Annotated in this window: 17 protein-coding genes; 8 read left to right on the top strand and 9 right to left on the bottom strand. The window is 72.2% G+C overall.

The genetic code is table 11. The features are described from left to right. Positions 1 to 6: 6 nt before the first annotated feature. From ABZT47_RS02025 to aceB, 3 genes are read right to left on the bottom strand one after another with little or no spacing between them, the layout of a single operon-like run. Complete coding sequence (locus ABZT47_RS02025) at positions 7 to 1,290, bottom strand: FAD-binding oxidoreductase (protein ID WP_354835091.1); 1,284 nt, start codon at positions 1,288 to 1,290, stop codon at positions 7 to 9. Further along, positions 1,290 to 2,765: an FAD-linked oxidase C-terminal domain-containing protein gene (locus tag ABZT47_RS02020; RefSeq protein ID WP_354835089.1), complete on the bottom strand. Its 1,476-nt coding sequence runs from the start codon at positions 2,763 to 2,765 to the stop codon at positions 1,290 to 1,292. The genes ABZT47_RS02025 and ABZT47_RS02020 overlap by 1 nt, the downstream gene beginning before the upstream one ends. Beyond that, positions 2,762 to 4,351, bottom strand: coding sequence for a malate synthase A (aceB, locus tag ABZT47_RS02015; protein WP_354835087.1), 1,590 nt, complete (start codon positions 4,349 to 4,351; stop codon positions 2,762 to 2,764). Before aceB ends, ABZT47_RS02020 begins: the two co-directional genes overlap by 4 nt. 164 nt (positions 4,352 to 4,515) lie before the next feature. Here aceB and ABZT47_RS02010 point away from each other — a divergent pair, with 164 nt between their 5' ends. From ABZT47_RS02010 to ABZT47_RS01980, 7 genes are all read left to right on the top strand, one after another. Next, positions 4,516 to 5,271: a DUF4097 family beta strand repeat-containing protein gene (locus ABZT47_RS02010; protein WP_354835085.1), complete on the top strand. Its 756-nt coding sequence runs from the start codon at positions 4,516 to 4,518 to the stop codon at positions 5,269 to 5,271. 179 nt (positions 5,272 to 5,450) lie between these two features. Then, a complete protein-coding gene (hflX, locus tag ABZT47_RS02005) occupies positions 5,451 to 6,857 on the top strand; it encodes a GTPase HflX (RefSeq protein WP_354835083.1) in 1,407 nt (468 codons plus the stop codon). A gap of 816 nt (positions 6,858 to 7,673) precedes the next feature. After that, a complete protein-coding gene (locus ABZT47_RS02000; RefSeq protein ID WP_354835081.1) occupies positions 7,674 to 8,897 on the top strand; it encodes an amidohydrolase family protein in 1,224 nt (407 codons plus the stop codon). 225 nt (positions 8,898 to 9,122) lie between these two features. Further along, positions 9,123 to 9,977 carry a DegV family protein gene (locus ABZT47_RS01995; protein WP_354835079.1) on the top strand — a complete coding sequence of 285 codons (855 nt, stop codon included), beginning with the start codon at positions 9,123 to 9,125 and terminating at the stop codon, positions 9,975 to 9,977. A 511-nt stretch (positions 9,978 to 10,488) separates the two neighbouring features. After that, on the top strand, positions 10,489 to 11,094 hold the full coding sequence (locus ABZT47_RS01990) for a TIGR03086 family metal-binding protein (RefSeq protein WP_354835077.1): 606 nt from the start codon (positions 10,489 to 10,491) through the stop codon (positions 11,092 to 11,094). A gap of 454 nt (positions 11,095 to 11,548) precedes the next feature. After that, on the top strand, positions 11,549 to 12,688 hold the full coding sequence (locus tag ABZT47_RS01985) for a ComEA family DNA-binding protein (protein WP_354835075.1): 1,140 nt from the start codon (positions 11,549 to 11,551) through the stop codon (positions 12,686 to 12,688). A 576-nt stretch (positions 12,689 to 13,264) separates the two neighbouring features. Further along, positions 13,265 to 15,406, top strand: a complete 2,142-nt coding sequence (locus tag ABZT47_RS01980; protein WP_354835073.1) for a ComEC/Rec2 family competence protein — start codon at positions 13,265 to 13,267, stop codon at positions 15,404 to 15,406. Positions 15,407 to 16,036: 630 nt separating this feature from the next. On the opposite strand, the gene ABZT47_RS01975 is transcribed toward ABZT47_RS01980, so the two are convergent. After that, positions 16,037 to 16,564: a hypothetical protein gene (locus ABZT47_RS01975; protein WP_354835071.1), complete on the bottom strand. Its 528-nt coding sequence runs from the start codon at positions 16,562 to 16,564 to the stop codon at positions 16,037 to 16,039. A 245-nt stretch (positions 16,565 to 16,809) separates the two neighbouring features. Here ABZT47_RS01975 and holA point away from each other — a divergent pair, with 245 nt between their 5' ends. Beyond that, entirely contained in the window at positions 16,810 to 17,778 is a 969-nt protein-coding gene (holA, locus tag ABZT47_RS01970) for a DNA polymerase III subunit delta (RefSeq protein ID WP_354835069.1), read from the top strand. A gap of 23 nt (positions 17,779 to 17,801) precedes the next feature. On the opposite strand, the gene ABZT47_RS01965 is transcribed toward holA, so the two are convergent. The 5 genes from ABZT47_RS01965 to rpsT all read right to left on the bottom strand — a co-directional run bounded on the left by ABZT47_RS01965 (position 17,802) and on the right by rpsT (position 26,590). Beyond that, positions 17,802 to 18,857, bottom strand: coding sequence for an ABC transporter ATP-binding protein (locus ABZT47_RS01965; protein WP_354835067.1), 1,056 nt, complete (start codon positions 18,855 to 18,857; stop codon positions 17,802 to 17,804). Further along, the gene (locus tag ABZT47_RS01960) at positions 18,854 to 19,834 is read right to left on the bottom strand and encodes an ABC transporter ATP-binding protein (protein WP_354835065.1); all 981 of its coding nucleotides are present in this window, start codon (positions 19,832 to 19,834) and stop codon (positions 18,854 to 18,856) included. The genes ABZT47_RS01965 and ABZT47_RS01960 overlap by 4 nt, the downstream gene beginning before the upstream one ends. 34 nt (positions 19,835 to 19,868) lie before the next feature. After that, a complete protein-coding gene (locus tag ABZT47_RS01955; RefSeq protein WP_354835063.1) occupies positions 19,869 to 22,568 on the bottom strand; it encodes an FtsX-like permease family protein in 2,700 nt (899 codons plus the stop codon). Beyond that, complete coding sequence (locus ABZT47_RS01950) at positions 22,565 to 25,885, bottom strand: FtsX-like permease family protein (RefSeq protein ID WP_354835061.1); 3,321 nt, start codon at positions 25,883 to 25,885, stop codon at positions 22,565 to 22,567. Before ABZT47_RS01950 ends, ABZT47_RS01955 begins: the two co-directional genes overlap by 4 nt. A 432-nt stretch (positions 25,886 to 26,317) precedes the next feature. After that, positions 26,318 to 26,590, bottom strand: a complete 273-nt coding sequence (gene rpsT / locus ABZT47_RS01945) for a 30S ribosomal protein S20 (RefSeq protein ID WP_354835059.1) — start codon at positions 26,588 to 26,590, stop codon at positions 26,318 to 26,320. Positions 26,591 to 26,955 lie beyond the last annotated feature (365 nt).

Genomic DNA, 26,955 nt, shown 5'->3' with positions numbered 1-26,955 from the left:
GGCTCCTCACGCGCGTTCCCCGCTCCCGGCCTCAGGCGGCGGCCCGCCGGTGGGCAGGCGGCCCGGTGACAGGCGGCCGCCGGGGTCGAAGCGTTCCTTGACCCGCCGCATGAGCGTGGCGGCCCCGGCCGGGCCCCAGCGGTCGAGCCGGTCGGCCGCGTCCGCCGGTGCGGTCCACACCACCAGTCTGCCGCCGTGCGCGGCCAGGTCGGAACGCAGAACCGACACGAACGTCCCCGCGCGGGCGGGGGCGGCGTCGGAAGGCAGGGCGAGGTGGAGGACGGCGGAGGCGGCCGACCCGCGCACGTGCACCGGCAGGTCGCCGGCCTCCCGGGCCGCGCGGGCCACCGCGGTCAGCGCGGGAACGGCGAACGCGGGCCGGACGCGCAGCTCCAGCAGGAACTCCTCACCGGGCAGCCGGCCCCACCAGGGGGGCGGCTCGGAGGCGACCGGGGCGCCGCCCAGCAGCTCGCCGGCGGCCTTGGCGCGCTCGGCGGCCGCGACGCCCTCGAACAGCGCGGCGACGGTCAGCGGGCCGTCCGCGCAGGGCCGGTCGATCTCCACGGCGCTCGGCTCGGTCTGGGACCCGGCGAGGGCCGCGAGGTCGGGGAGCGCGTCCGGGCCGGGGACGGTGACGCCGATCCAGGCGCGCGCGGCCGGCAGCGGGTGGAGGCGGACGGTGGCCTCGGTGATGACGCCCAGCGTGCCCAGGGAGCCGGTGAACAGCTTGCCCAGGTCGTAGCCCGCGACGTTCTTGACGACCTTGCCGCCCGAGTGGGCGACGGTGCCGTCGGCCAGCACGACGGTGATGCCGATCAGCAGGTCGCGCGCGGTGCCGTACCGCAGGCGGCGGGGGCCGGCGGTGGCGGCGGCGAGCGTGCCGCCGACGGTGGCCCCTTCGACGGGGACGTCCAGGGCGAGCTCCTGGCCCGAGGAGGCCAGCGCGCCGGCGAGCGCCTCGGTGGGCACGCCGGCCTGCACCCGCGCCACCAGGTCGCCCGCGGCGTGTTCCAGGACGCGGTCCATGCGGCGGGTGCACAGTAGCAGGTCGCACCGGTCGGGGGGCGCCCCCCAGCCGAGCTTGGTGCCCCCGCCCGTGGCGACGACGGCGAGTCCGTGCTCGGCGGCGGCCCGCATGAGCGCGGCCACCTGGCCGGTGGTCTCCGGCAGGGCGATCCAGCGGGGGGCGAGCCGCCCGAGGCCGGGCGCGCGGGCGGCCGCGTCGTCAGGGGTGGCGGCGCGGACCTCCACGCCGCTCGCGGCCAGGGCCTCCTCGGGGGGAAGGGGCATCAGAACAGCTCCGCCTCTCCGGAGGCCACCAGGGGATGCACGCCCTTGCGCACGCCCGGGGCCTCGCCGCACAGCCGTGGGGTGGGGAAGATCTTGCCGGGGTTGGACAGGTTCTTCGGGTCGAAGGCGCAGCGGACGAGCTGCATGGTGTCCAGATCGTCCGCCGTGAACATCTTCGGCATGTACCGGGATTTGTCCACCCCGACGCCGTGTTCCCCGGTGATCGACCCGCCGTGCTCGATGCACAGGTCGAGGATCTCGCCCGACACCAGCTCGGCCCGCTCGCCCGCGCCCTCCTCGGCGTCGTCGAACAGCACCAGCGGGTGCAGGTTGCCGTCCCCGGCGTGGAAGACGTTGGCGACCCGGATGCCGTACTGCCGCGACAGCCGCTCAATGCCCGCGAGCACCTCGGGCAGGGCGGTGCGCGGCACGACCCCGTCCTGCACCAGGTAGGCGGGACTGATGCGCCCCACGGCGGCGAACGCCGACCTGCGTCCCCGCCAGATGGCGGCGCGCTCGGCCGGGTCGTCGGCGACGCGCAGCTCGAAGGCGCCGGTGTCGCGGCAGATGGCCTCGACCTGCGCGAACTGGTGGGAGACCTCCGGGGCGGGGCCGTCCAGCTCGACGATGAGCACCGCGCCCGCCCCCGCGGGGTAGTCGCACCGCACCGCCGCCTCGGCGGCCTCGATGGCCAGGGCGTCCATCATCTCGATGGCCGCGGGGACGATGCCGGCGCCGATGATGGACGACACCGCCCGGCCGCCCTCCTCGACGGTGGCGAAGGCGGCCAGCAGCGTGGTCACCGTCTCGGGGATCCGCGACAGCCGTACGGTGATCTTTGTGGCGATGCCCAGCGTGCCCTCGGAGCCGATGAAGGCCCCGAGCAGGTCGTAGCCGGGGTCCATCGCGTCCAGTTCCACGATCTCGCCGTCCGGGGCGACCAGCTCGACCGCCAGGACGTGGTTGACCGTGAAGCCGTACTTCAGGCAGTGCGCGCCGCCGGAGTTCTCCGCGACGTTGCCGCCGATCGAGCACACCTGCTGGCTGGAGGGATCGGGCGCGTAGTAGTAGCCGTACGGGCGGGCCGCCTCGCTGATCGCCAGGTTGGTCACGCCCGGCTCCACCACCGCCAGGCGGTTCTCGATGTCGATCTTGATGATGCGGCGCATGCGGGAGGTCACGATGAGCACGCCGTCGGCGCGCGGCAGGGCCCCGCCGGACAGTCCGGTGCCCGAGCCGCGCGCCACGAACGGGGTGCGGGTGCGGTCGCAGAGCCTGACCACCGCCGCCACCTGCTCGGCCGTCTCGGGCAGCACGACGACGGCCGGGGTCGCGCGGTGGTAGGTCAGCCCGTCGCACTCGTAGGTGCGCAGCCGCACGGGATCGGTGATCACCCCGTCGGGCCCGAGGACGGAGGTGAGGCGGTCCACCAGGGCGCTGAGTCGGCCGGACGGCTCGGCCGGTGCCGGTGTCATGGCATCCGAGCGTACGCCGGGAGCGTGAGGAACTCGGCGAAGTCGTCGTCCAGGGCGACCTCGGTGAACAGCTCCGCCGCCTGCCCGTACAGGGCCTGGTCGAAACCGGGCTCCTGGCGGATCCTGTCCAGTTCCTCGGAGATGACCCGCTCGACCAGCTCCTTGGTCACCACCTCACCGGTGTCGGCCAGCTCGATGTCGTTGTGCACCCACTGCCAGATCTGCGAGCGGGAGATCTCGGCCGTCGCGGCGTCCTCCATCAGGTTGTGGATGGCCACCGCGCCGCTGCCGGCCATCCAGGCGGCCAGGTAGCGCAGGGCCACGTCGACGTTGTTGCGCAGGCCCGCCTCGGTGATGTCGCCGGGCGTCTTGGACACCGACAGCAGATCGGCGGCCGGGACCACGACGTCCTCGCGGAGCCGGTCGAGCTGGTTCGGCCGCTCGCCCAGGACGGAGTCGAAGACCTCCTGGCAGATCGGCACCAGGTCGGGATGGGCCACCCAGGACCCGTCGAACCCGTCGCCGGACTCGCGGGTCTTGTCGGCGCGGACCTTCTCCAGGGCGACCTTGTTCACCTCTGGGTCGCGCCGGGAGGGGATGAAGGCGGCCATTCCCCCGATCGCGTGCGCGCCGCGCCGGTGGCAGGTGCGCACCAGCAGCTCGGTGTAGGCGCGCATGAACGGCGCCGTCATGGTCACCGCGTTGCGCTCGGGCAGCAGGAACTCGCGGCCGCGGGTGCGGAACTTCTTGATCACGCTGAACAGGTAGTCCCAGCGCCCGGCGTTGAGCCCCGCCGAGTGGTCGCGCAGCTCGTAGAGGATCTCCTCCATCTCGAAGGCGGCCGGATAGGTCTCGATGAGGACGGTCGCCCTGATGGTGCCGTGCGGGACGCCGAGCAGCTCCTGCGCGCGGGTGAACACGTCGTTCCAGAGCCGGGCCTCCAGGTGGGACTCCATCTTGGGCAGGTAGAAGTACGGGCCCTTGCCCTTGTCGATCTGCCGCTGCGCGCAGTGGAAGAAGTAGAGACCGAAGTCGAACAGCGAGGCCGAGAACGGCTCGCCGTCCACCAGCACGTGCTTCTCGGTCAGGTGCCAGCCGCGCGGCCGCACGACGACCGTGGCGAGCTCCTCGTCGGGCCGCAGGGCGTACCGCTTGCCGCCCGACTCGAAGTCGATGGCGCGGTCGAGCGCGTCGCGCAGGTTGAGCTGGCCGTTGACGACGTTCTCCCAGAGCGGGGAGTTGGCGTCCTCGAAGTCGGCGAGCCAGACCTTGGCGCCGGAGTTGAGGGCGTTGATGGTCATCTTCCGGTCGACCGGGCCGGTGATCTCGACCCGGCGGTCGACCAGGCCGGGGGCGGGCTCGGCCACGCGCCAGGATTCGTCCTCGCGGACGGCCTTGGTCTCGGGCAGGAAGTCCAGGGTGCCGCCCGCGGACAACTCGGCCTGGCGGGCCCGCCGGGCCTCCAGCAGCTCGCGCCTGCGGCCCTCGAACTCGCGCTGGAGGGTGGCCACGAAGCGCAGTGCCTCGGGGGTGAGGATCTGGTCGAAGCGGTCCAGCGAGGGGCCGGTGATCTCAACGCCTTCCATGGCCATCCTTTCCATAATGCGGAAAAACAGTTCTAGATTGTGGAATCGACGCTACCGGGTGCCCGTCTCGGGGGTCAACGCCCGGCAACCCTGAGGGATCGCCAAGGGTTGTCTCCGGGCCTTCCCCGATGGGCCCGCACGCCCGCGGCCAGCAGTCTTGGACCATGAAGAATCCGACCTCCCCCACCGACACCTCCCCCCGTACCCGCCCCGCACTCCTGCCGGCGAGGGCGGGACGCGTCCTGGCCGCCGGGGCCGTGCTCGGCGCCGGGCTGCTGCTCACCGGGTGCGGCGTGACCGACCTGGCCTCGCCCACCAAGAACCAGACCAACTCCTACGACGTGACCGGCAAGGCCCCCGTGCTCCGCGTCGACAGCGGCGCCGGGGACATCGAGGTGACCGAGTCCGACCGCGCCGGGTACCACGTGACCGAGAAGCTCTACTGGAAGGGCGACAAACCCGTCACGCGGCACCCGGTCGAAGGGGACACCCTCACCCTCGACTACACCTGCCGCTCAGGGTGGAGCTGCGGCGTGGACTACCTCATCGAGGTCCCGCGCGGGGTCGAGGTCAAGGTCCGGGCCGGGTCGGGCGACATCACGCTGCGCTCGCTGTCCGGAGTCGTCACCGCCGACACCGGGTCCGGCACCGTCGACGCCAACGAGCTGGGCGCCAAGCAGGCGGCCGCCAAGACCGGCTCGGGGGACGTCGAGCTGCGCTTCGCCGCCACGCCGGACAAGGTCGACGTCCAGACCGGCTCCGGCACCGGCACCGTGCGCGTGCCCAAGGGTGCCTACAACGTCACCGCGAGCACCGGCTCCGGCGACAAGAAGATCGACGTCACCGACGACGACTCCTCGCCGCGCACCATCGTCGTCAAGACCGGGTCGGGCGACGCCAAGGTTCTCGCCACCACCTGAGCCGCCTGCGCACGGGGAAAAGGGGCGGGGCGATAACCAGGTGAACCGCCGGGACCGGCGTGGCACCATCGGGGGAAGACAGCAGAGGGGTCCCCGTGTTGAATTAAGCGGAGCGGTCGACCGCGAGCGGTGACCCACGAGCGCTGAGGAGCGCGACCATAGCCACAGAGAAGACGTATATGTATAACGAGTCCGACGAAGATCTCGTCAACGGTGACTACGACCTCGAAGAGCGGCAGGCCCTGCGGCGTGTCGCCGGCCTCTCGACCGAGCTCGAGGACATCACCGAAGTCGAATACCGCCAGCTTCGCCTCGAGCGGGTCGTCCTGGTCGGAGTGTGGACCGGCGGCACCGTCGTCGACGCCGAGAACTCCCTGGCCGAGCTGAAGCTGCTGGCCGAGACCGCCGGGTCGCAGGTCCTGGAAGGGCTCATCCAGCGGCGCCAGCGTCCCGACTCCGCCACCTACATCGGCTCGGGCAAGGCGGTCGAGCTGCGCGACATCGTGGCCTCCACCGGTGCCGACACCGTGATCTGCGACGGCGAACTGACCCCTGGTCAGCTCCGCCAGCTCGAAGAGGTCGTCAAGGTCAAGGTCATCGACCGCACGGCCCTGATCCTGGACATCTTCGCCCAGCACGCCAAGAGCCGCGAGGGCAAGGCCCAGGTCGAGCTGGCCCAGCTCAGCTACCTGCTGCCGCGCCTGCGAGGCTGGGGTGGCAACCTGTCCCGCCAGGTCGGCGGCCGGGCGGCCGGAGGCGTCGGCATCGGCGGCCGCGGCCCCGGTGAGACCAAGATCGAGCTGGACCGCCGCCGCATCCGCGAGCGCATGGCCAAGCTGCGCCGGCAGATCAGCGGCATGTCGACGGCCCGCGAGACCATGCGTTCACGCAGGTCGCGGCGCGAGGTGCCGGCGGTGGCGATCGCCGGGTACACCAACGCCGGCAAGTCGTCCCTGCTCAACCGGCTCACCGGCGCGGGGGTGCTGGTGGAGGACGCCCTGTTCGCCACGCTCGACCCCACGGTCCGGCGCGCCCGCACGCCCGACGGCAGGCTGTTCACGCTGGCCGACACCGTCGGGTTCGTCCGGCACCTGCCGCACCAGCTCGTCGAGGCCTTCCGGTCCACGCTGGAGGAGGTCGGCGACGCCGATCTGATCCTGCACGTCGTGGACGGCTCGCACCCCGATCCGGAGTCCCAGATCGCCGCGGTGCGCGAGGTCCTCGCCGACATCGACGGGGTGGGCGACATCCCCGAGATCGTGGTGGTCAACAAGTCCGATGCCGCCGACCCGGTGGTGCTGGCCCGGCTGGCCACGCGGGAGCGCCACAGCGTGGTCGTCTCCGCCCGCACCGGCGCGGGCTTGGACGAGCTGATGGCCGTGATCGAGCGCGAGCTGCCCCGGCTCGACCACGAGGTGCACGTGCTGGTGCCCTACGAGCGCGGCGACCTCATCGCCCGCGCCCACAAGGAGGGCGAGGTGCACTCGGTCCACCACACGGGGGACGGCACCATCCTGCACGCCCACGTGCCGGCCGGCCTGCACGCCGAGCTCGAGCGCACCGCCAAGCCGGTCGAAACCGTCTGATCTCGGCCGGGGCTCTGTCCCCGGCCGGGATTCCCGGCCGCAGGTCGGGCGTGGAACGGGAGCGGCCCGGCCCGCTGCGCGCGGTGGCCGGCTCGGTCCGTTCTCGCGTGATTCCGCCCGGTGCGGAGATCGTGCTGCTATTCTGTTGAAAGGTCAACGATAGCCGTGAACGGCTCTCGGCGGCCTGCGGCGGAGGCTCGATGAGCCGGGTCGGCGTGCCGGGGAGGGCTTGGCGCGGCGTTCGCTCGGAGCCTTCGCGCGGCGATCGCAGATCGTCCCGTCGTCCGGGGGGAGACGGGAGTCCCGGCTTGATGTCGTGATGAAGTATCCGAAAAGGTACAGAAGCGCGACGCGGGAGAGAAACTTCGCAAAGGCGCAGGAAGGTGCCTGTGGCCCGCGGGGCTTGATTATTGCTACGATATGGGCACCCTGACAAGACATTCTGGCGCTGGTTTCGCATGATGACGCGTGTGACTGCTGCTACAGCAGGGGCATAGGTCGGCACCAGGCGTTCCCGGGGACGGATACTGACATGCCGGGGTGCAGAGGGCCTCGACGCGCCGCAGGGGAGACGAACCGCCGTTCTTCTCAATAACCCTGTACAGCGAGCCGACCTGTGAAATAACGTAACTGAACTGAAATCGCCCGGCCAAGATCCGGACGATACCGTCATCGCACACCAGTGCGGATGAGATCAGGAGACCCCCCAATGACGTCCGGAAACGGAGCGGACCCAGCGGGCGTGGCGCCCGGCACCACCTGGGCTCCGGCGGCGTTCCCGGATGCTTCCACGGCCCTGGGCCGGGCGGTGATGCCATGACGGTCAGGCTTCTCACGAACATCGGCCGGCTCTGGACCGGCAACGACGTCTGCAGCAACGCCGCGATCCTCGTTCACAACGACCGCATCGCATGGGTCGGCCGTGCCGCCGATCTGCCGCAGAGCGTGCCCGGTGTCGTGGACGACATCACGGACGTCGATCACGTCGAGAACCTCGGCGGATCCCTGGTGACGCCGGGTCTCATCGACGCGCACACCCACCCGGTGTACGCGGGCAACCGCTACGCCGAGCTGGCCATGCGCTCGGGCGGCTCCACGCCGAGCGCGATCACTGCGGCGGGCGGCGGCATCGGTTCCACGGTGACCGTGACCCGCGGCACCGACCCGTGGACGCTCTGCAACGGCGTCCGCGAGCGCCTGCGCGACTGGATCCTCAACGGCACCACCACCGTCGAGGCCAAGACCGGCTACCACCTCACCCGCGACGGCGAACTGGCCGACGTGCGGCTGCTGCGCGAGCTCGAGAAAGAGCCGATGATGCCGCGGGTGCACGTCACCTTCCTCGCGGCCCACGTGGTGCCGCCCGAGTACTTCGGCCGCCAGCGCGACTACGTCGAGGCCGTCGGCTCCTGGTGCGCCGACGCCGCGGCGGCGGGCGCCGACAGCGTCGACGTCTACTGCGACGACGGCCACTTCACCACCGACGAGGCCCGCTGGGTGCTCGCCTCCGGCCGCAACGTCGGCCTGCTGCCGCGCATCCACGCCGGCGCCCACAAGCGCCGCGGCGCCGTCCAGCTCGCCGCCGAACTCGGCTGCGCGTCGGCCGACCTGCTGCACAACACCACCGACGAGGACATCGCGCTTCTCGCGCGCTACGGCGTCCCTGCGGTCGTGTGCCCCGGAACGGCACTCCAGCAGGGCAACCTGCCTCCGGTCCGCCGGATGCTCGCCCAGGGCGTCACGGTGGCCCTCGGCAGCGACCACAACCCCGGCCACTGCGGCATCACCTCGATGTCGCTGGTGATCAGCCTGGCGGTGGCCGCGTTCGGCATCAGCGTCGGCGACGCCCTCCGCGCCGCCACACTCCGCGCCGCCACACTCGGCGGCGCGACCGTCCTGGGCGCTCCCGACCGCGGCGTGCTCACCCCGGGCCGCCTTGCCGACATCGTCCAGTGGGACGCCGACCACGAGGGCGCCTTCGCCTGGGGCTTCGGCCTCAAACCCCGCCGCGTCTGGCGCGGCGGCACCCCCGTCCAGTAGCCCCCGGCCCCGCGCTCGACCCATGGGCCCCGGCCCGGTGCCCCAGGTCGTGATGGGACGACCGCCACCGGCGGTCTGACACCCCCAGCCATCGCAGAGGGCGTCCAGCGGCGGTACGGCGCATCCGGCCGTCGCGGGGTGTCCTCTCCTGACGGCCTGGGGGCCGGTCGTCGCAAGGTGGCCTCCACCGGCGATGCGTGATGTGGCGGCGGGTAACCTTCGGTCATGTCGCAAGCGGTCACCGTGGTCACCGATTCCACGGCCTACCTCGACGCCGAGGAGATCCGGCGCTTCGGCGTCACCGTGATCCCGCTTCAGGTGGTCGTGGGAGGCCGCGCACTCGACGACGTGGCCGAGATCGATGCCGAGGGCGTCGCCGGAGCGCTCCGCCAGTGGTCGCCGGTCTCGACGTCCCGCCCGGCGCCGCAACGCTTCGCCGACGCGTACGAACTGGCCGCGGCCCAGGGCGCGACCGGCGTGGTGTCGGTCCACCTTTCCGCTGAGATGTCCGGCACGGTGGAGTCGGCCCGCATCGCGGCCGCCGACGCCATCATCCCGGTCGAGGTCGTGGACAGCGGGTCGCTCGCCATGGGGCTCGGCTTCCCGGTGCTCGCCGCGGCGTGGAAGGCCCGCCAGGGCGGTACGCGCACCGAGGTCGCGCAGGCCGCCAGGGCGTGCGCCCAGGCCACCAAGAGCTTCTTCTACGTGGACACCCTCGAACACCTGCGCCGGGGAGGCCGCATCGGTGCCGCCGCCAACCTCCTCGGCTCCGCCCTGTCGATCAAGCCGCTGCTGCACATCACCCAGGGCACCATCGCCCCCCTCGAGAAGGTGCGCACCTCCGGCAGGGCCATCGCGCGACTCGAGGATCTGGCCGTCCGCGCCGCGGGCGACGATCCGGTGGACGTGGCCGTCCACCACCTCGTCGCCGCGGGCCGCGCCGGCACGCTCGCCGACCACCTCGCCAAACGCATCCCGGCCCTCGGTCGGTTGCGGGTGGTGGAGGTGGGCGCGGCCGTCGGCGTCCACGTCGGCCCCGGAATGCTCGGCATCACCATAGCCCCCGCCCTCACCACCTGACCTCCCCACGCACGGTCCGCCCCCAGGGCCTGCCACTCACGGCCTACACCCATGGCTTGCCGTCTTCTGTCCGCCGCCCACGGCCTGCGACTCATGGCTCGCATCCATGGCTTTCGGCTTAGGGCTTGCCGCTCAGGGTTCGCCATCCACGGCCCGCATCCCATGGCTTCTGGGAGGGACTTCCTCCGAACGCCTGACCGGCCACGCGCCTCACGGGTAGCCGTACTCGGTCAGCGGGTTGGTCGCCCGGTAGCGCAGGTGGTCGATCAACGGGAGAACCCCGGAGGTGGTGGGAAAGCCGTCTTCACCGGCCGGAGGTCTTCATGGCTCACGCTGATGCCCGGCCGGCCATCAATGGCCGCACCGCTATGGGCAGCGGAATGGCCGGCATTCGATCACCGTGTCGCTGGTGGCGCCGGCGGTGAAGTTGAATGGTCAAAGCCCACGGTCCCGCGCTGCGAGGTCTGATTCCTGCCAGCGTCGGTTCTGGCGCGTCAGCAGACTCGTCCCTGTGAACCACGCATTCGACGGGATCGTCGACCGTTTCGTCCTGGCCAGTGCGGAGTTCGAGCGGAGGCTGCGGGCGGTACGGCCTGAGCAGTGGCGCCTGCCCACGCCCTGCACCGACTGGAGTGTCCGTCAGCTCGTCGCTCACATGGCGGGGGGCAACCTCAACTATGTGGGCCTGTTGCGGGGCGGCACCAGGGAGGAGTTCCTGCGGCTGCGTGAAGCCGATGTCCTGGGTGACGATCCGGTCGGCGCCTACATCCGGTCGGTGGGGGAGTGCGCGGGGGCGTTCGCCCGGCAGGGCGCCCTCGATCGGGTGCTCGATTACCCGCTAGGCCCGGTGACCGGCGGACAGGCGCTCGCCGTACGCACGGCGGACACCGTCATTCACACCTGGGATCTCGCTCGCTCCGTCGAGGCGGACGACGTCCTGGACGCCGGCCTCGTGGCGTGGGTCGATGACCATCTCGCCGAGATCTACGCCGGTCTGGCCGAGACTCCCGTCAGTGACCACACGACCCACCGGTTCTTCGCCGCTCCCGATGGCGCGCCCGGCCCCACCGCGTCGCGGCAGGCCCGGCTGCTGAACATCATGGGCCGACGCCCCTGACCTCGCCGCCAGCATTCTGACCTGCGGTTCGCCGCGCCTTCACCGCCCTTTCGTGTTGTGCCGCAAAGGCGCAGGTACGCGGAAATTGTGCGCTGACGTTCCTCCGACCTGCTCTTCGGCCTCGTTCGAATCACGCGATGGCCGTGCTCATTTCACGACGCCACGCTGACCACCAGCGGAAACGCATACACCACCTCCGTGGACGTAACCCGCACCTACGTGGACGTAAGCCTGCTCGGCTCTCTCCAGCCGGCCAACCGCACCTGATATGCGGCTTCATCCACCTCATCAGATCTATCTGCGATTGTGGCGGCGGCCTAGCTCCCGGCGCATCTTCGTGTCCTCCGGCAACTCGTGCTGTCTGTGACTCGCTTCCGGGCATTTCCCGAGGCTCTATCCACAGAATGCCGTTCGCGTCGGATGGCCGGCCGCAGGGCGGCCTAACGTCGCCCACGTGAGATCAGCGGACCGGTTCCTGCGCAGCGACGTCGGCGAGTCGCGCCTGCATGCTCTCAGTCCCCTCGGCCGGCGATGCCCGCACCCGTCCCCGCCGTCTCACGACGACCATGCCGAGCCCGAGCAGTACGACGCCCCCGGAAGGAGCAGCGTGAGCCCGTCGCCCCACATCGGTGAATCCCCGCACGGCGCGGCTCCGCACGGCGCGGCCGCGCAGGGTGAGGCCGCGCAGGGTGAGGCCGCTCCGGCCGGGCGCGTGCGCTCCGAGCCGTTGCCGGCTCTGACCTCGCGCGCCCGGCTGGCCGGGCTGGTCACCGAGTACGGGGCGCGGTTCGACCTCGGCCGTCCGGGCGTCCGGGTGCTGCTCGTGCTCGGCCTTGTGGCGGCCCTGGTCGCGGGCGTCTACGCATGGCGTTCCCGCCCGCAGGTCGAGCCGCTCAGCCCTCCGATGCCATCCGGCGCCCTGCCGGCCGTCGACTCCATGTCCGGCGCCCCTCCGGCCGTGACGGCCGCGTCTGGTCTTCGGCCTGCGGGAGGCTCCAAGCCCGGTGCCCCGCTTACCGGGGTTCCCGTGCCCGGTGCTTCCTCAGCAGCAGGCCCCATGTCGGGTGCATCGTCCGCCGGGAGTTCCGCGTCCAGCGCTCTCACTGCTCTGACCTCCACGTCCGGTGCGGCGCTGGGTGGTCCCTCCACAGGGGCCGGGGTGGCCGTCCAGGTGCTCGTCCATGTGATCGGGAAGGTGCGCAAGCCCGGCGTCGTCGCCCTTCCCAGCGGTTCCCGGGTGGCCGATGCCCTCGCGGCGGCGGGAGGCGTCCGGGCCGGCTCCACGACCGGTGAGCTCAACCTCGCCCGCAGGCTCGTGGACGGAGAGCAGATCGTGGTCGGCCGTCCCCACGGCGCCGGGGGCCTTCCCGTCCAGCCCGTCGATCCCGCCGCCGTTCCCGGCATGCCGGTGGACCTCAACACCGCGACCTCCGGCCAGTTGGAAGACCTGCCAGGAGTCGGGGAGGTCCTCGCCGGCCGCATCATCGACTTCCGGCAGAGCCATGCCGGCTTCCAGAGCGTCGACCAGCTCCGTCAGATCACCGGCATCGGCGACCGCAAGTTCGCCGAACTGCGCGACAAGGTGCGCGTATGACCGCCTTCCGCCGCTGCGCGGAACCACGCGAGATGGTGTCCGCTCCCGAAGAGCCACGCGAGCACGAAAGTTCGGCTGACCATCGGAAGGCACGGTCGGTGGTACGGGCGTGGCAGGCCTGGAACTCCGCGCTGTGGGGGGCGCGTGAGCACGAGAGTTCGGCCGGCCATAGGGCGTCCCGGTGGGGGGGTGTGGGGGTGGGTGGCGTGGTGCTCGGCGTTGCGGGGGGCGCCCGGGGATGAGAGTTCGGTCGGTCGTAAGGGGTGGCGGTCGGTGGTGTGGGGGTGGGCGGCGTGGGGCTCAGAGCTGCGAGGGGTGCCTGGGGATGAGAGGTCGGCTGGGCAGGGGGAGTGGCGGTTGGCGGTGCCGGCGTTGGCGGCGTGGGGGACCGCTTGTGTGCTTTTGCGATGTCCGGCCTTGGTCGGTCTCGGCGTGGCCTGCGCTGCCCTGATCCTGCTGGTGGTGGTTATCGTCGCCGGTCGTCGCCCGTCCGCCGCCCTGCGCGCTGCCGCTGGCAGAGGCGGTGAGACGCCGGGGCGAGGGAGGTGGCGCAGATGGAGGTACACGCTCCTTGGCGTGCTCGGGTGCGTGGCCGCCCTCTCGGGGTCGGTCGCCCTCCGGGTCCATGCGGTGACCTCCGGGCCGGTCGCCGATCTCGCCAGGAAGCGGGCGGTGGTCACGGTCGAGATGTCGCTGACGGCCGACCCCCGCGTCCTGCCCGGCCGGCGAGGGCTGGTACGCCGCGAACGGGTCATCGTCGAGGGCTCCGTCGAGCGGGTGGAAGCCTTCGGCATGCGCCTCACCACGTCGGCGCCGGTGGTGGTGTTCGCTGAGGGACCGGCGCAGTGGGCGTCCCTGTTGCCGAGTCAGCGGGTCCGCGTCCACGGCAGGCTCGGTCCCGCGGACGACGAGGTCTTGACGGCCGCCGTCATCCTCGCCGGCAAGCCGCCGGAGGTGCTCAGCGGCCCGTCGCCGCCGCAGCGAGCCGCAGCGGCTCTTCGTGACGGGCTGAGGCAGGCCTGCGCCGTCCTGCCCCCGGCCGAGCGCGGACTTCTCCCGGGGCTGGTCGTCGGCGATGTGTCCCTCCTGGACCAGCAGGTGAGGCACGATCTCAAGACGGCGGGCCTGAGCCACCTGACGGCCGTCTCCGGAGCCAACCTGGCCATCGTGGCGGGGATGGTGCTCGCGTTCGGGCGCGTCGCCGGGCTGCCGCTGGCCGTGAGGGCGGTGCTCACCATCGCCGCCATGGTCGGCTTCGCCGTGGTCGCCCGCCCTTCGCCGAGCGTGCTGCGGGCGCTGGTCATGGGCTCGGTGGCCGCCGTCGTGCTCGGCACCGGACGCGCCGGAGACGGTGTCACCGCGCTGTCGGCGGCCGTGCTCGGGCTGGTCATGTTCGACCCGGCGCTCGCCGCCGAGTACGGCTTCGCGCTGTCGGTCCTCGCCACCGGAGGCATCCTGACGCTCGCGCCCCGATGGCGCGAGCGCATGTCCCGGCGGATGCCACGCTGGGCGGCCGAGGCGATAGCGGTGCCCTGCGCGGCGCAGGCCGCGGTCACTCCGCTGCTGGTGCTGATGGCGGGGGAGCTCGAACCGGTAGCCATCCCGGCCAACCTGCTCGCCGGGCCGACGGTGGCCCCGGCGACGGTCCTGGGGTTCGCGGCGTCCATCGTGGCGCCCGTCCACCTGGAGACCGCGCGATGGCTCGTCCGTCCAGCGGGGTACGCCGTCGGCTGGATCATCGTGGTGGCCCGCCAGGTGGCCGGCGTCCCGGCGGCCGCCATTCCGTGGCCCGGCGGGGTGATCGGCCTCTTCCTGCTCGTCGTCCTGGCCGTGGTGGGGTGGATGGTGCTGCGCCGGGCGGCTCTGCGGCTGGTGGCGTGCGCCGTCGCCGTGGGCCTGGCGGTCGCCTTGATCTTCGTCCGTCCGGCCGTCGCGCCCTGGCCGCCGCGGGGGTGGCTCATGGTGAGCTGCGACATCGGCCAGGGAGACGCACTCGTGCTGTCGGCGGGGGCCGGCAGGGCCGTGGTGGTGGACGCCGGGCCCGACCCGGTCACCGTCGACCATTGCCTGCGCACGCTGGGCGTCGAACAGGTGCCCTTGGTGATCCTCACCCATCCGCACCTCGACCACGTGGGAGGGCTCGACGGGGTGTTCCGCGGCAGAGGGGTCGGTGCCGTGGTCGTCAGTCCGGGACATGAGCCTCATCAGGAGAGCGCGCGGGTGTCCACCGACCTCGGCCGTCGGCACGTGCCCGAGTGGGTGGCCTCGCCGGGCATGAGCTGGCGTCTCGGGCCGGTCGAGTTGCGCATCGTCGGACCGGCGCCGGAGGCGATGTCGGCGGGCCCCGGCGAGGGCTCGATGGCCAACAACGCCAGCATCGTCGTCCACGCGCGATGGGCGTCCGGGTCGGCCCTGCTGTCCGGGGACGTCGAGATCGAGGCGCAGGCCGAGTTGTTACGCCAGGGCCTGCCCAGGGTCGACATCCTCAAGGTGCCCCACCACGGGTCGGCACGCCAAGATCTCGACTTCCTGGCCGCCACGGGCGCCCGGGCGGCGTTGATCAGCGTCGGCGCGGACAACGACTACGGACACCCCGCGCCGGTGACGATGCGCCGCTTGCACGACCTCGGCATGCGCGTCTACCGCACCGACCAGCACGGCGACGTGGCGGTGATCTCCGACGCCGGACACCTGGCGATCGTCACCCACGGCCGTTGAGACGATCGTCTTTCGCCGTCGTTCAGACCTGATCGTCATCCGCGGCCGTTTGTCCGCGGCCGTTTGAAGGTGGCGCGCCGGGCTTCTTCGCGGCCGGGCGCGGTGTCGGCGAGCGGAGCCTGAGCGGTCATGGGGCGTCTTCGACGACCGCTGCTGGAATGGCGGTCAGCGGAGTGCGGTGGTGTGTTCGGTGTGGAACTCGGTGTCGAGGTCGGCGGCATACACCGAACGACGGCAGGGAGCGCAGCGGTACAGGATGGGACCCTCGTCGAGCATCGCTCCGCAGCGAGGACAGCTGTGACGGCGCTTGTTCATGGTGGAATTCACCTCCTCTTCCGTTGTCCGTTGCTACCAACTTGCCCGACACTACCTGCAGTTGGATTGCTGATGACTTGCAGCGTTACCGGTGGTACAGCCGTGAGTCGTGGGATCCAGGCTTTGCCGGAACATGGGAAATCGCCGGTTGGACGTCTTGCTCGTGTGTGGTGGCCCACCCCTCCGGCGATCCTTCTCCCTATCGTGGGACCGGTGGCGCCGGTTCACGCCGATCGAGCAGGGCGTTACGCGGGCTGCGGCGTATTTCGCGTCGTGGGGCCGGTGGTGCCGGCTCGCGTCAGTTCGAGCAAGGTGTTACGCGGGCTGCGGCGTATTTCGCGTCGTGGGGCCGGTGGCGTCGGCTCGCGTCAGTTCGAGGAGGGCGTTACGCGGGCTCAGGCGTATTCCGCTCGCGGTGTCGGCTGCTGACTCCGCCTCAGCCGGGCCGCGCCGAGGACGTTCAGGCCCACGCCCCAGATCAGCAGGACCGCGACCCACTGTCCATGTCAGCGGGTTCATGTGGCCGGAGAGCAGGCTGCGAAGGGTGGCGTACGGGGTGAACGCCTGGGCGGGGCGGAGGAAGTCGACGGCGCCCAGCGCCCACCACAGGCCCATCGGTGCGAGGGTGGCGAGGCACGCGATCACAGGCGAGCGCACCAGCAGGCCCAGCCCGGTGCCCACCAGTTGGCCGACGATCTGCACCAGAACGCTCCCTGCGGTGACGGTGCCGGCGTTGAGCCATGGATCCGCGGCGGAACCGGACGAAGCGACCGCGAGCGCCAGGGCGCAGACCACCAGGCCGAACACACCGACGGCGGCGGCCAGCAGTGTCGCGGCCAGCAAGGACGGCAGGGGGCCTGAAGCTGAACTCGATGACGCACGCCGATTCTGTGTCGGCCGCTCCGATCGGCGCGGCGGAGATTCCCGTCTGATTTTTCTTTTTCGCCGTTCGCAGACACTTGGGGCGGGCAGGTTTCCAGGCCGCCGTCATCGGCCGGAAGGTCTTGGTCCGGTCGCCCGTGCGGGGTGCGGCCGGGTGGTCTCCGGTCGGTTGCCGCTGGGGCTCGCGGCCGTGGGATGCTGCTCGCATGGCGACGCAACCAGCACTCGTGACCCTCGTCGTCGGAGACGAGGAGCTGCTCGCCGACCGGGCCGTGGCGTCGGTCGTCGCGGCCGCGCGGGCGGACGACCCCGAGACCAAGGTCCACGACTTGTTCGGCGGCAAGGTCGAGCCGGGGGAGCTGACCAGGCTCACCTCCCCGTCCCTGTTCGGCGACCGGGCCGTCGTCGTGTTCCGATCCGCGCAGGATCTGGGCAAGGACGTCATCGCCGAGATCGTCACCTACGCCAAGAACCCGTCCGAGGACGCCGTGGTCGTCCTGGTGCATCCAGGCGGGGTGAAGGGGAAGGCCCTGGTCGAAGGGGTCAAGAAGGCCGGTGCGGCCGTCGTCACCGTCACCAAGATCACCAAGCCCGGCGAGCGGCTCGATTTCGTCAAGAACGAGATCAGGCACGCCGGACGCACCATCAGCGCCGACGCCGCCCAGGCGCTGCTCGACGCGGTGGGCAACGACCTGCGCGAGCTCGCCGCGGCCTGCGGGCAGCTCGCGTTCGACACCCCCAGCAAGGCGATCGACGAGGCGGCCGTCGCGCGGTACCACCGAGGGCGGGCCGAGGTCAGCGGTTTCACGGTCGCCGACAAGGCGGTCGAGGGGCGGCTGGGCGAGGCGTTGGAACAGCTTCGGTGGGCGCTAGCCACCGGTGTGGCCCCCGTGCTGATCGTCAGCGCGCTGGCCGGCGGGGTGCGGTCGCTGGCCAAGGTGGGCGGCGCTCCGCGCAACCTGCGCGGCGGGCAGCTGGCGAGCCATCTCGGCATGCCTCCCTGGAAGATCGACCGCGTGAAGCGCCAGCTCAACGGGTGGGGCCCGGAGGGGCTCGCCCGCGCCGTACAGGCCGTCGCCACCGCGGACGAACAGGTGAAAGGCGGCGGCACCGACCCCGCCTACGCGCTGGAGCGAATGGTGCAGCTCATCGTCGCCAGCCGCACCGGCCGCTGACCGACCACGGCCCCCTGGGAGGCTCAGGCCGGGGTGGGGATGGGGGCGGTGAAGGCGCCGTCGTGGAGGTGGAGGACTCGGTCGGCGAGGGTGATGAGGGCCGGGTCGTGCGTGGCGACCAGAGCTGTCACTCCTTCGCTGCGGACCAGGGCGCGCAGCAGTTGCATGATCTGGCGGCCGGTCTGCGAGTCGAGCTGGCCGGTCGGCTCGTCGGCGATCAGCAGCTTGGGACGGTTCGCCAGCGCCCGCGCGATCGCCACGCGCTGCTGCTGACCGCCGGACAGCTCGTAGGGCCGCTGGTTCCGGTGCTTCTCGAGCCCGACCAGCGACAGCAGCATGCGCACCCGATCGTCGCGTTCGGCGGCCGGGACGCGGGACAGCCGCATGGGCACGCCGACGTTCTCCGCCGCCGACAGGACGGGGATCAGGCCGAACGACTGGAACACGAAGCCGATGACGTCCCGGCGCAGCTCCAGCAGTCCTGATTCGGCCAGTTCGGTGACGGTGCGCCCGGCGACGACGACGCGTCCGCCGTCGGGGCGGTCCAGGCCGCCGATCTGGTTGAGCAGAGTCGTCTTGCCCGATCCGGAGCGTCCCCTGATCGCGATCAGCTCGCCCGGGTAGGCCTCGAAGGAGACCTCGTCCAGGGCCACGACCTCCTTGGGGCCGCTGTTGTAGACCTTGCGCAGCCCTCGGACGAGGACGAGCGCCTCCGACGTGCGGCCATCGGTCGCCGCCTCGCCCCTGTCGTCGCTCGGTGCTTGGTCCGTGCGGCTGCGCGCTGCTTCGTACGTGCCGCCGCTCGGTGCCTCGCCCGTGCGGTTGCTGGGTGTCTCGATCGGGTGGCCGTCGAGTGCTTCGCCCGTGTGGCCGCTGGGCGGGTGGTCTGTGTGGGGGGTGGCGTGCTGGGCCGGTGGCGCCTTGGGGGCGGGGGCGGGTTCGGCGGCGGGTTCCGGCGAGGTGTGGTCGCCGCTGCCGTGGGCGCCGGCCTCGTGGCGGGGCGCGCCGGCGTCGTGGCGGGGAGCCCGGCCGCCGGGGGTGGCGTCGTGGGGGGCGGGGTCGTTCGGCTGGGTGGTCATTCGGAGTCCCCCGGTTGTGGCTTGTCCGGCCATACGCCGATGTGGTCGCGTTCGAGTTCCAGACGCACGCGGCGCTCCATGTCCAGGGCGTTGGTGAAGTCCCTGGGGAGCTGCAGGCGCCCCACCCGGTCGAGGACCGCGTACTCCTCGGCGATGATCTTTCCGTCCGAGGAGGCGCGGCGGAGCGTCTCGCTGCTGGTCCGCCCGTCGCGGATGCCCACCGTCCGGTCGACCTGCTCCGACACCAGCGCGTCGTGGGTGACGATGACGGCGGTGACGCCGAGCTCCCGGTTGGCCCGGCGCAGCGCGGCGAAGACCTGTTCGGAGTTCTCGGTGTCCAGCTCGCCGGTGGGCTCGTCGGCCAGGATGACCTGCGGGGAGTTGGACAGGGCGACGGCGATGGCCACCCGCTGCTGCTCGCCTCCGGACATCTCGGTCGGCTTGCGGTCGGCGCAGTAGGCCACGCCGAGCAGTTCGAGCAGTTCGTCGGCGCGAGCCGCGCCCGCGCGCTTGCCGGCGAGCCGCATGGGCAGCCGCACGTTCTCCCGGGCGGTCAGGTAGGGCAGCAGGTTGCGCGCCGTCTGCTGCCAGATGAAGCCGACGATCTCTCGCCGGTAGCGCAGGCGGTCCTTGGCGGTCATGGACAGCAGGTCGGTGCCGGCGACCCGTGCGACGCCCGCGGTGGGGACGTCCAGCCCGGACAGCACGTTGAGCAGCGTGGACTTGCCCGAGCCGGACGCGCCCACGATGGCGATCAGCTCGCCCTGCTCGATGAGCAGGTCGAGCCCCTGCAGGGCGACCACCTCGACGCCCTCGGTCTTGTAGATGCGCACGAGGTTGTCGCACAGGATGTGCGCGTGCTCGCCGAACGCGGGCCCGGCCTTGCCGGCCTGTTCCTCCAGCTCCGACAGCGTCGGGGTGTCCATCGTGCCGGCGCTGTCCATGCTGCCGGTGTTCACTGCGCCCGGTGTGTTCACTGTGCCTCCCCGGTGGGCGGTGTCGGTGTGGCGGTCATTCGCCCACTCGCAGGGCCGAGCCGAGGGAGCGGTGGGCGCCGAACCTCGCGTGCAGGAACGCGCCCAGCACGGACACGGCGGCCAGTCCGGCGGCGAGCAGGACGGGTGTGGTGGGGCTGAGCCGGTAGTCGCCGACGGTCAGGGCGCCGGCGTAGGCGCTGAGGTCGATGGCAGGCCCGAGCGCGGCGGGCAGCGCGAGGCCGAGCAGCAGCCCGGCGCACGCGGTGAGCAGGATCAACGGGGTGATCTCCAGGACGGTCAGGGCGGACGCCTGGCGTTCGGACAGGCCGAGGGTGCGCAGGTAGGAAAGGGCGCGGGCCCGCTCGGCGGCGCCGATCACCAGCGCGATGATGACGGTGAGCAGCGCGTACACGGCCAGGGCGGCGGTCACGACGCGGAAGCTGGTCATGATCGTGCCGGCGAGCGGCGTCGCGGTGACCTGGCGCAGCGACTCGTCGAAGGTGGACACCAGGATGTCGCGACGGTTGCCCGTGGCCGCTTTCAGCTTGGCGCCGTCGATGTCCTGGCCGGCGATGAGCAGCATGGTGGTGAAGGTGCGGAACCCGGCCCGCTTCGAGGCGTCGTAGGGCACCACGATCAGGTTGTTCACCGTGAAGCTCACGCCGGGGAGCCCTTCGCGGATGACGCCAGCCTTGGTGAGCTTCATGCGGACGTGCCAGCCGATCTCGAAGGAGCTCATGCCGGCCAGGTCGGGTGAGACGAGGGCGGGGATGGCGGCGCCCGGCAGGCCGGGCGCGGCGTGCGGGGGGTCCAGCGGGCTTCCGGCCAGGATGCGCCGGTAGGCGTCGAGGTCGACGGCCACGACGGTCGCCGTCCTGCCGCCGAGGCCGACCTGGGCGATGCCCTTGTCCGCGGGGAGGATCTGCTGAACGCCGGGCACGCGGCGGACCCGTTCGACGACGTCGGCGGGCAGTTCGGCGGACGCCTCCACCCGGGCGGCGGCCCCGGTGGCCTGCCAGGCGGCCAGCCGCTGCGTCTGCTCCAGCGCGCCGCCGACGACCGCTCCGTACACCGAGACGGTCAGCGCGGGCAGCAGGATCAGCACGGGCAGCGAGGTGACCGATCTGGCGCGGGCCGCCAGGGTCAGCCCGACGAACGGGACGGCGGAGCGCGCACGGGCGGCGGCCCAGACGATCAGCCGCAGCGGGTAGGGGTAGCAGCGCAGCGTGATGAGGGCGGCGGCGACGGTGAGCGCGGCGGGCACGAGCATGAGGAACGGGTCGGCGCCCTGCCGCAGCGCCTGGGTGGTGAGCCCGCGGGTGCGCAGCAGGTAGGCGCCGGCCAGGGCGAGCACGACCACCACGACCTCGAGGGCGATCCGGCGCGGGGACGGGCGGCGCGCGACCACGTCGTCGCGGCGGTCCTCGATCGGACTGCGGTGGCCGGCGGCCAGGCGGGCGGCGGTGAACGCGATCGTGACCAGGGTGATCAGCAGCGGGCCGACGTGCACGATCGGCGTGGCGGGCCCGGGGAAGGCGAACGTCAGGCAGTAGCCGGCCAGCACCGAGGGGACCAGCGCCAGGCTGACGGCGCCGGTGCCGGTGAGGACGATCTGGCGCAGCGACGCGCCGCGGGCCCGGGCCAGGGTGAGGCCGCTCCGCATGCGTTCGGCCAGCAGTTGCACGGCCAGGGCCAGGACGCCGACGGCCACCGTGATCAGGCCGCCCAGGATGAGGAACATGAGCGTCTGCGCGGTGCTCAGCCGGTCGAGGAACTTTCCGAGCACCTGCGGCAGCGCAGTGTCCAGGTCGTAGGGGGCGATGCGGATCTGCGGGTCGTAGGTGATGGGCCCGTTGGCGTCGGTGACGATCGTCCGCAGGTATGCGCCGATGCCGTCGATCACCGGAGCGGCGTTGCGGGCGGTGAGCGCCCTGTTCTGGACGCCGAGGACCCACAGGTACCTCAGCGCCCGGGCCTCGCCGCTCAGCTTGGCCAGCGACTGCGGGCTGGTCAGGCCGGTGATGTAGAGCTCTTCGGTGTCCAAGTTGGGCTGGCGCAGGACGGTCACGGTCAGCAGGTCGTTGTTGTGCTGCCAGTAGCGGTCGCGGGGGTTCAGGGCCTGGTACAGCCCGGTGACCCGTGCCAGCGAGGGACGGCTGTTGCCCAGGATGAGCGTGGCGCCGATCGGGATGCCCATCTTGTCGGAGGCCTGCTTGGACAGGGCGATCTCGAAGAGCGTGACGTCGGTGAGCTCCGGGCGGCCGGGGACGCGGGCGAGGGTGACCGGGGCCCCGGGCGGCGCGCCCGCCACGTACCGGATCCGCCGGTCGGCGCCGGACAGCCAGGCCATGTCGACGTACTGGTACGGGCGTGCACCGCCTTCGAGGCGGCCCGCGACCGGGGTGCCGATGGTCTTGGCCCCGTAGTGGCTGTCGGCGCCGGGTCCGTGGTCCATGACCTGCGCCACCGGGGCGGGCAGCAGGCCGCGGAAGTGCCGGTCGCCCGCGGCGAAGGCGTTTTCAGTGCCGAGCGCGCTGGTGCTGGGCGCCCGCACCTCGACGGTGACGTCGGTGAGGCTGGCCGCGGTGTCGTCCAGGACGCCGTGCAGGGCGTCGTCGTAGGACCGCTCGAACGCCCGGGGCAGCGCGCACACCAGCAGCGTCGCGCTCAGCGCCAGCAGCGCCAGTACGGTCGCGGCGCCCCGGTGGACCCTGAGGAGAAGCAGCGGGTTCATCGGTCCTCTCCGATCCGCAGTGCCCGGCCGAGACCCTGCCGGCGGAGCGAGCGGGCGAGACCGCCCACGATGGCGAACAGCAGCGCGGCGACCACGGCGAGCAGGGCGGCGGTGGCCGGCCAGGGGATGTCGAGCAGTACCGACGGGGTCACCGAGACCGCCTGCCCGGTCAGCACGATGTGCGGGACGACCAGGCTCGCGACGGCGATGGCCAGCACCGTGCCGCCCGCGAGCGACAGCCCGATGAGGAAGGTCTGCTCGACGGCCAGCAGGCCGAAGATCTGCTGGAAGCTCATGCCGAGGGCGCGCAGGATCGCGAACTCGGCGGTCCGCTCCCGCGCCGCCACGGCGGCGTTGACCAGGAAGCCGAGCACGGCGAAGATCAGCGCGGCGACGAAGCCGAGGATGAGGGCGCCTTGCAGGCCGCTGGCGAGCGGGTCGTCCCTCAGCCGCTGGGTCAGCGAGCCGAGGTCCACCACGGTCTGGTCCCATTCGGGGTGGTGGGCCAGTTCGGTCGCCGCCGCGGCGGTGTCGCCGTCTCGGGTGGCCATCCACCACTCTCCGGCCGCGCGCGGCACCCGGGCGGCGAAGACGTCCCTGGTGAGCATGGTCGGCAGGTCGGCGAGGATGGCGGGCGTCCCCGCCGGCGTGCCAGGCATCGACGCGACGATGGCCGCCACCTGGACCTTCAGCTGCTCGCCCTCCATGTTGATGGTGGCGGTCCTGCCCTCGGTGAGGTTCTGGGCGGAGGCGAGGTCGGCGGTGAGCACGACCGGGACCGGCCGGAAGATCGCCCCCGCGGAGCCGTCCAGGTGCGGGGCCAGGTCGGCGGCGGGTAGCGCGGCGGGCGCGGCGACGACGGCCAGGTGCTCGGGGTCGCTCTGCCGGGGCGGCTTCTGCGCCTTGGGCGCCGGGACGGCGAGCGAGAGCAGCGCCGGGCCGCCGGTGGCGGTGATCTTGGAGGCGTCGACGTGGCCTTCCCCGCGCAGGACGGGGCCCCACCGCAGCGCCTCGGGCAGGACCACCGGGGCGCCGGTGTCGGTCCGCGCGCCCGAAAGCGTCAGCGTGAGCCCGCTGCCGCTTGCGGGCACCGGCACGTCCATGAGGAACCCGCGCAGGTTCAGCGGGTAACTGAGAGCGCCCGTCCGCCCGGCCAGGGCGGCGAGGTCGACGGTGACGGGGTGGGGACGGCCGTCGGCGGGCAGCGGCCCGATCTGGACCTCGCGGTGGGCGCCGAGCGCGTCCGACAGCAGCACCTGGATCCGCAGCCCGTCGTGCCCGGCCCGGTCGGCGGGCACGTCCACGCCGAACCGCGCGGTCATCGACAGGCTTTTGGGCGTGCCGGGCAGCGGCAGGCCGGGCGCCGCGGGCCGTCCGGCGGTCAGGCGCGCGGCGATCGTCGGTACCGAGGCGGAGGACAGGTCGGGACGCAGCATGAGCAGGCGTTCCAGCTTGGCCGCGTCGGCGGCGAGCAGCGTGGGGTTGGCGCCGGAGAAGGAGGTGACCGCCCGGTACACGGGGCTGATGGCCCTCACCCCGGCCAGCCCCCCGTAGGTGGCCCCGCGGCCGAGCGGCCCGAGCTCGGCGGCCTCAACCGGGCCGGACACGCGCAGGTCCGCGGCGGCCTGGTGGCGGGCCTGGTCCCGCTGGGAGGTCCGCCAGGTGGCGGCGGTGGCCATCGAGACCACGCCGATCGCCACCGCCATGGTCAGCAGCAGGGCCGGCCCGGAGTAGCGCAGCGGACGGCGGCTCACCTGCCAGGCGCCGAGCGCGGGCGCCAGCCCGGGACGCCGCGAGGTGAACCGTTCGGCGAGCCGGGAGACGCGCGGCACCAGCCGCAGCCCGAGCATCCCGCCGCACAGCAGGGCCAGCGCCGGGCCGGTGACGATCAGCGGGTCGATGCCGAGGTCGCCGCCGGTGGTGGCGGTCACCGGGGCGCCGTAGTGCTGGAGCTGCCAGATCGCGAGCGCGGCGATCGCGAGCAGCGCGATGTCGCCGCCGGCCCGCTCCAGCAGTCCCTGCCGCTCGCCCCGGCCGCGTACCGCCTGCTCCTCGACGTAGGTCCGGCGGGCGCCGCGCAGCGCGGGAAGGGCGAGCAGCACGGCGCAGGCCAGCGCGACGCCGGCCGCGATCGCGAAGGTGGCGGCGTCCGGCCGGGGGGTGATGCGCACCCCGGCCGCCTGGATCCACGGGATCGCGTTGACCAGGCTCAGCAGCGCGGGCGCGAGGAACGGCGCGACGACGGCGCAGGGGACGGCGACCAGCAGTGCCTCGGCGCCGGTGAGGACGGTCAGGCGCAGGCTGCCCGCGCCGCGCGAGCGCAGCAGCGCCATCTCCATGCGCCGGTGGTCGGCCAGCAGCCGCGCGGTCAGCACCAGCGCGTACGCGGCGAGCAGGAGCAGTTGCAGCACCGGCACGAGCATGGTCGAGCGGGCGACCAGCGCGGCCTGGTCGAGCTGGGTGAGCATGTCGGGCAGCCGGGTGAAGGTCGTGCAGGGCCGGCAGTCGCGCTGGAGGTCCTCGCCGACGGCGGACACCGAGGCGGCGAACGGCCGCAGGCGCTCGGGCGGCAGGCGGCGCAGGTCGGGCACCGAGGTCCAGGTGGCGGCGATGCTGGTGGCGGTGAACCTGGCCAGGAAGGTCGCACGCGGGACCATCAGGGGGCCGTAGGTCGTGTAGTTGCCCCGGTCGGTGCCCTTGCGGAGCAGGTCCTCGCCGTTCCAGCGGTCGGAGTAGGGGTCCTGGAGCTGGAAGACCCCGGTCACCTTCGCGCGCACGGGCTTGTGGTCCAGCCGGCCGACGACGGTGAACCCGCTTCCGGCGGTCAGGTTCATCGCCTGGGCGGCGGGCTCGGACAGCGCGACCTCCACCGTCCCGGTCTCCGAGGGACGCGGCCAGGCGCCGGTGACCAGCCGGGCGGACCGTTCGATGCCGTCGTAGACGCCGAACCGGGTCAGATCGGGCTGCCGGCGCCGCTCCTGCCCGGGCATGGCGTAGGAGTCGGAGCGGGCGCTGAAGGTCAGGCGCTGCGGGACCTCGGCGCCGCCGTCCCGCACGTGCGCGGCCAGCCGGTCGCGGACCGACCGGTCGATCCGCTGGTAGGTCGCCTGCTGGACGGGCGCGGTGACGCGGATCGCGGTGAGGTCGGGGGAGGCCGTCTCCATCGCCCGGCGCACGCCGACCTGCGCGATGGAGGAGGCGTACATGGTGAGCGCGACCAGCGTGGTGGTGGCCAGCAGGATCGAGCCGAACGCCGCCAGCAACAGCAGAGGCTCACTGAAGGCACGCCGCAGCACCAAAGGTGTCCGCCCCCGCATGAAGCCCGCCTTCCACCTGCGCCGTTCGCGTCTTATGCACCTTACGAGCGGTTTTGTGGGGTAAGGGCTATGGGGAAGGGAAGGTGACGGACCCGATATCACCTGGCAACGGCCGTGTTATACCGAAATCGGGACAATCCCAGGTGTAACGTCGGCGGATGGCGGTTGGCCCGTGCCGCGGACGCCGTACACCGTCGGCCTGCGTGAGACGCCCGTCGCGGCGGCCTTCCGGTCTTGCCGTGGACGCCGTACCGGCCGTCACCGCCTTCACGCCCGGGACGTAGCCGTCTGGGCATCAGGGCTTACAGCCCGGGACGTACACGCGTGGTGGAGGGCGGGCATGCCAAAACGCCGCGTCCTACCTGGACACGGCGTTGTGGGATTCCCGTACGTGCGGGACTGCCTGATCGCTCGGGCGGATGCCCGAGCGGATCACTCGGCGGTCTGCAGAGCGGCGACGCGCTTGGCGATGGCGGACTTGCGGTTGGCCGCCTGGTTCTTGTGGATGACGCCCTTGCTGACAGCCTTGTCGAGCTGACGCGAGGCGGCGCGCATGAGGACGAGCGCGTCCTCGGCGTTGCCCTGCTCGGCGGCCTCGCGGAACTTGCGGACCGCCGTCTTCAGGGAGGACTTGACGGCCTTGTTGCGCAGCCGGGCCTTCTCGTTCTGCCGGTTGCGCTTGATCTGGGACTTGATGTTCGCCACGAAGAAGCCTCGGTGAAAGTCGGTGGATGGGGCGCGCGGGCAGAGAGGGCGCGCCACACGCAGGTGAACAGGTTACCAACATGCCGTGGCCGCCCTCAAATCGACAGACCATGGCATACGCCTGCGCCGTCATCCTAGCGCAGTGACGAGCTCGACGGTCTTGGTGCCCGGTAAACTGGAGGGCGAAGCGCGGCACCGACACGCCCGCGTAGCCGGCGGGCCCATTCGGCCGGCGGCTCCGGGCGCGTGTTGCCGCGCATCTGCTGTCCGGGTGACGCTGCCTGGGTGACCACCCGGGCGTGCCACCATGGGTGGCGGCTGGCCCGCCAGCCTCCCGATCCATCGTCAATCCTGCCGAAACGGAC

Origin of the sequence: Sphaerisporangium sp. NPDC005289 (genome assembly GCF_040607455.1) — a bacterium.
GTDB classification, from domain to species: domain Bacteria; phylum Actinomycetota; class Actinomycetes; order Streptosporangiales; family Streptosporangiaceae; genus Sphaerisporangium; species Sphaerisporangium rhizosphaerae.
The sequence above is the reverse complement of the archived record's forward strand: the minus strand, read 5'-3'. Positions and strand labels throughout refer to the sequence as shown.

Bases quoted from the DNA above. Each gene is read 5' to 3' on its own strand.
- ABZT47_RS02025 (WP_354835091.1), bottom strand. From the start codon at position 1,290: ATGCCCCTTCCCCCCGAGGAGGCCCTGGCCGCGAGCGGCGTGGAGGTC.
- ABZT47_RS02020 (WP_354835089.1), bottom strand. From the start codon at position 2,765: ATGACACCGGCACCGGCCGAGCCGTCCGGCCGACTCAGCGCCCTGGTG.
- aceB (WP_354835087.1), bottom strand. From the start codon at position 4,351: ATGGAAGGCGTTGAGATCACCGGCCCCTCGCTGGACCGCTTCGACCAG.
- ABZT47_RS02010 (WP_354835085.1), top strand. From the start codon at position 4,516: ATGAAGAATCCGACCTCCCCCACCGACACCTCCCCCCGTACCCGCCCC.
- hflX (WP_354835083.1), top strand. From the start codon at position 5,451: ATGTATAACGAGTCCGACGAAGATCTCGTCAACGGTGACTACGACCTC.
- ABZT47_RS02000 (WP_354835081.1), top strand. From the start codon at position 7,674: ATGACGGTCAGGCTTCTCACGAACATCGGCCGGCTCTGGACCGGCAAC.
- ABZT47_RS01995 (WP_354835079.1), top strand. From the start codon at position 9,123: ATGTCGCAAGCGGTCACCGTGGTCACCGATTCCACGGCCTACCTCGAC.
- holA (WP_354835069.1), top strand. From the start codon at position 16,810: ATGGCGACGCAACCAGCACTCGTGACCCTCGTCGTCGGAGACGAGGAG.
- ABZT47_RS01965 (WP_354835067.1), bottom strand. From the start codon at position 18,857: ATGACCACCCAGCCGAACGACCCCGCCCCCCACGACGCCACCCCCGGC.
- ABZT47_RS01955 (WP_354835063.1), bottom strand. From the start codon at position 22,568: ATGAACCCGCTGCTTCTCCTCAGGGTCCACCGGGGCGCCGCGACCGTA.
- ABZT47_RS01950 (WP_354835061.1), bottom strand. From the start codon at position 25,885: ATGCGGGGGCGGACACCTTTGGTGCTGCGGCGTGCCTTCAGTGAGCCT.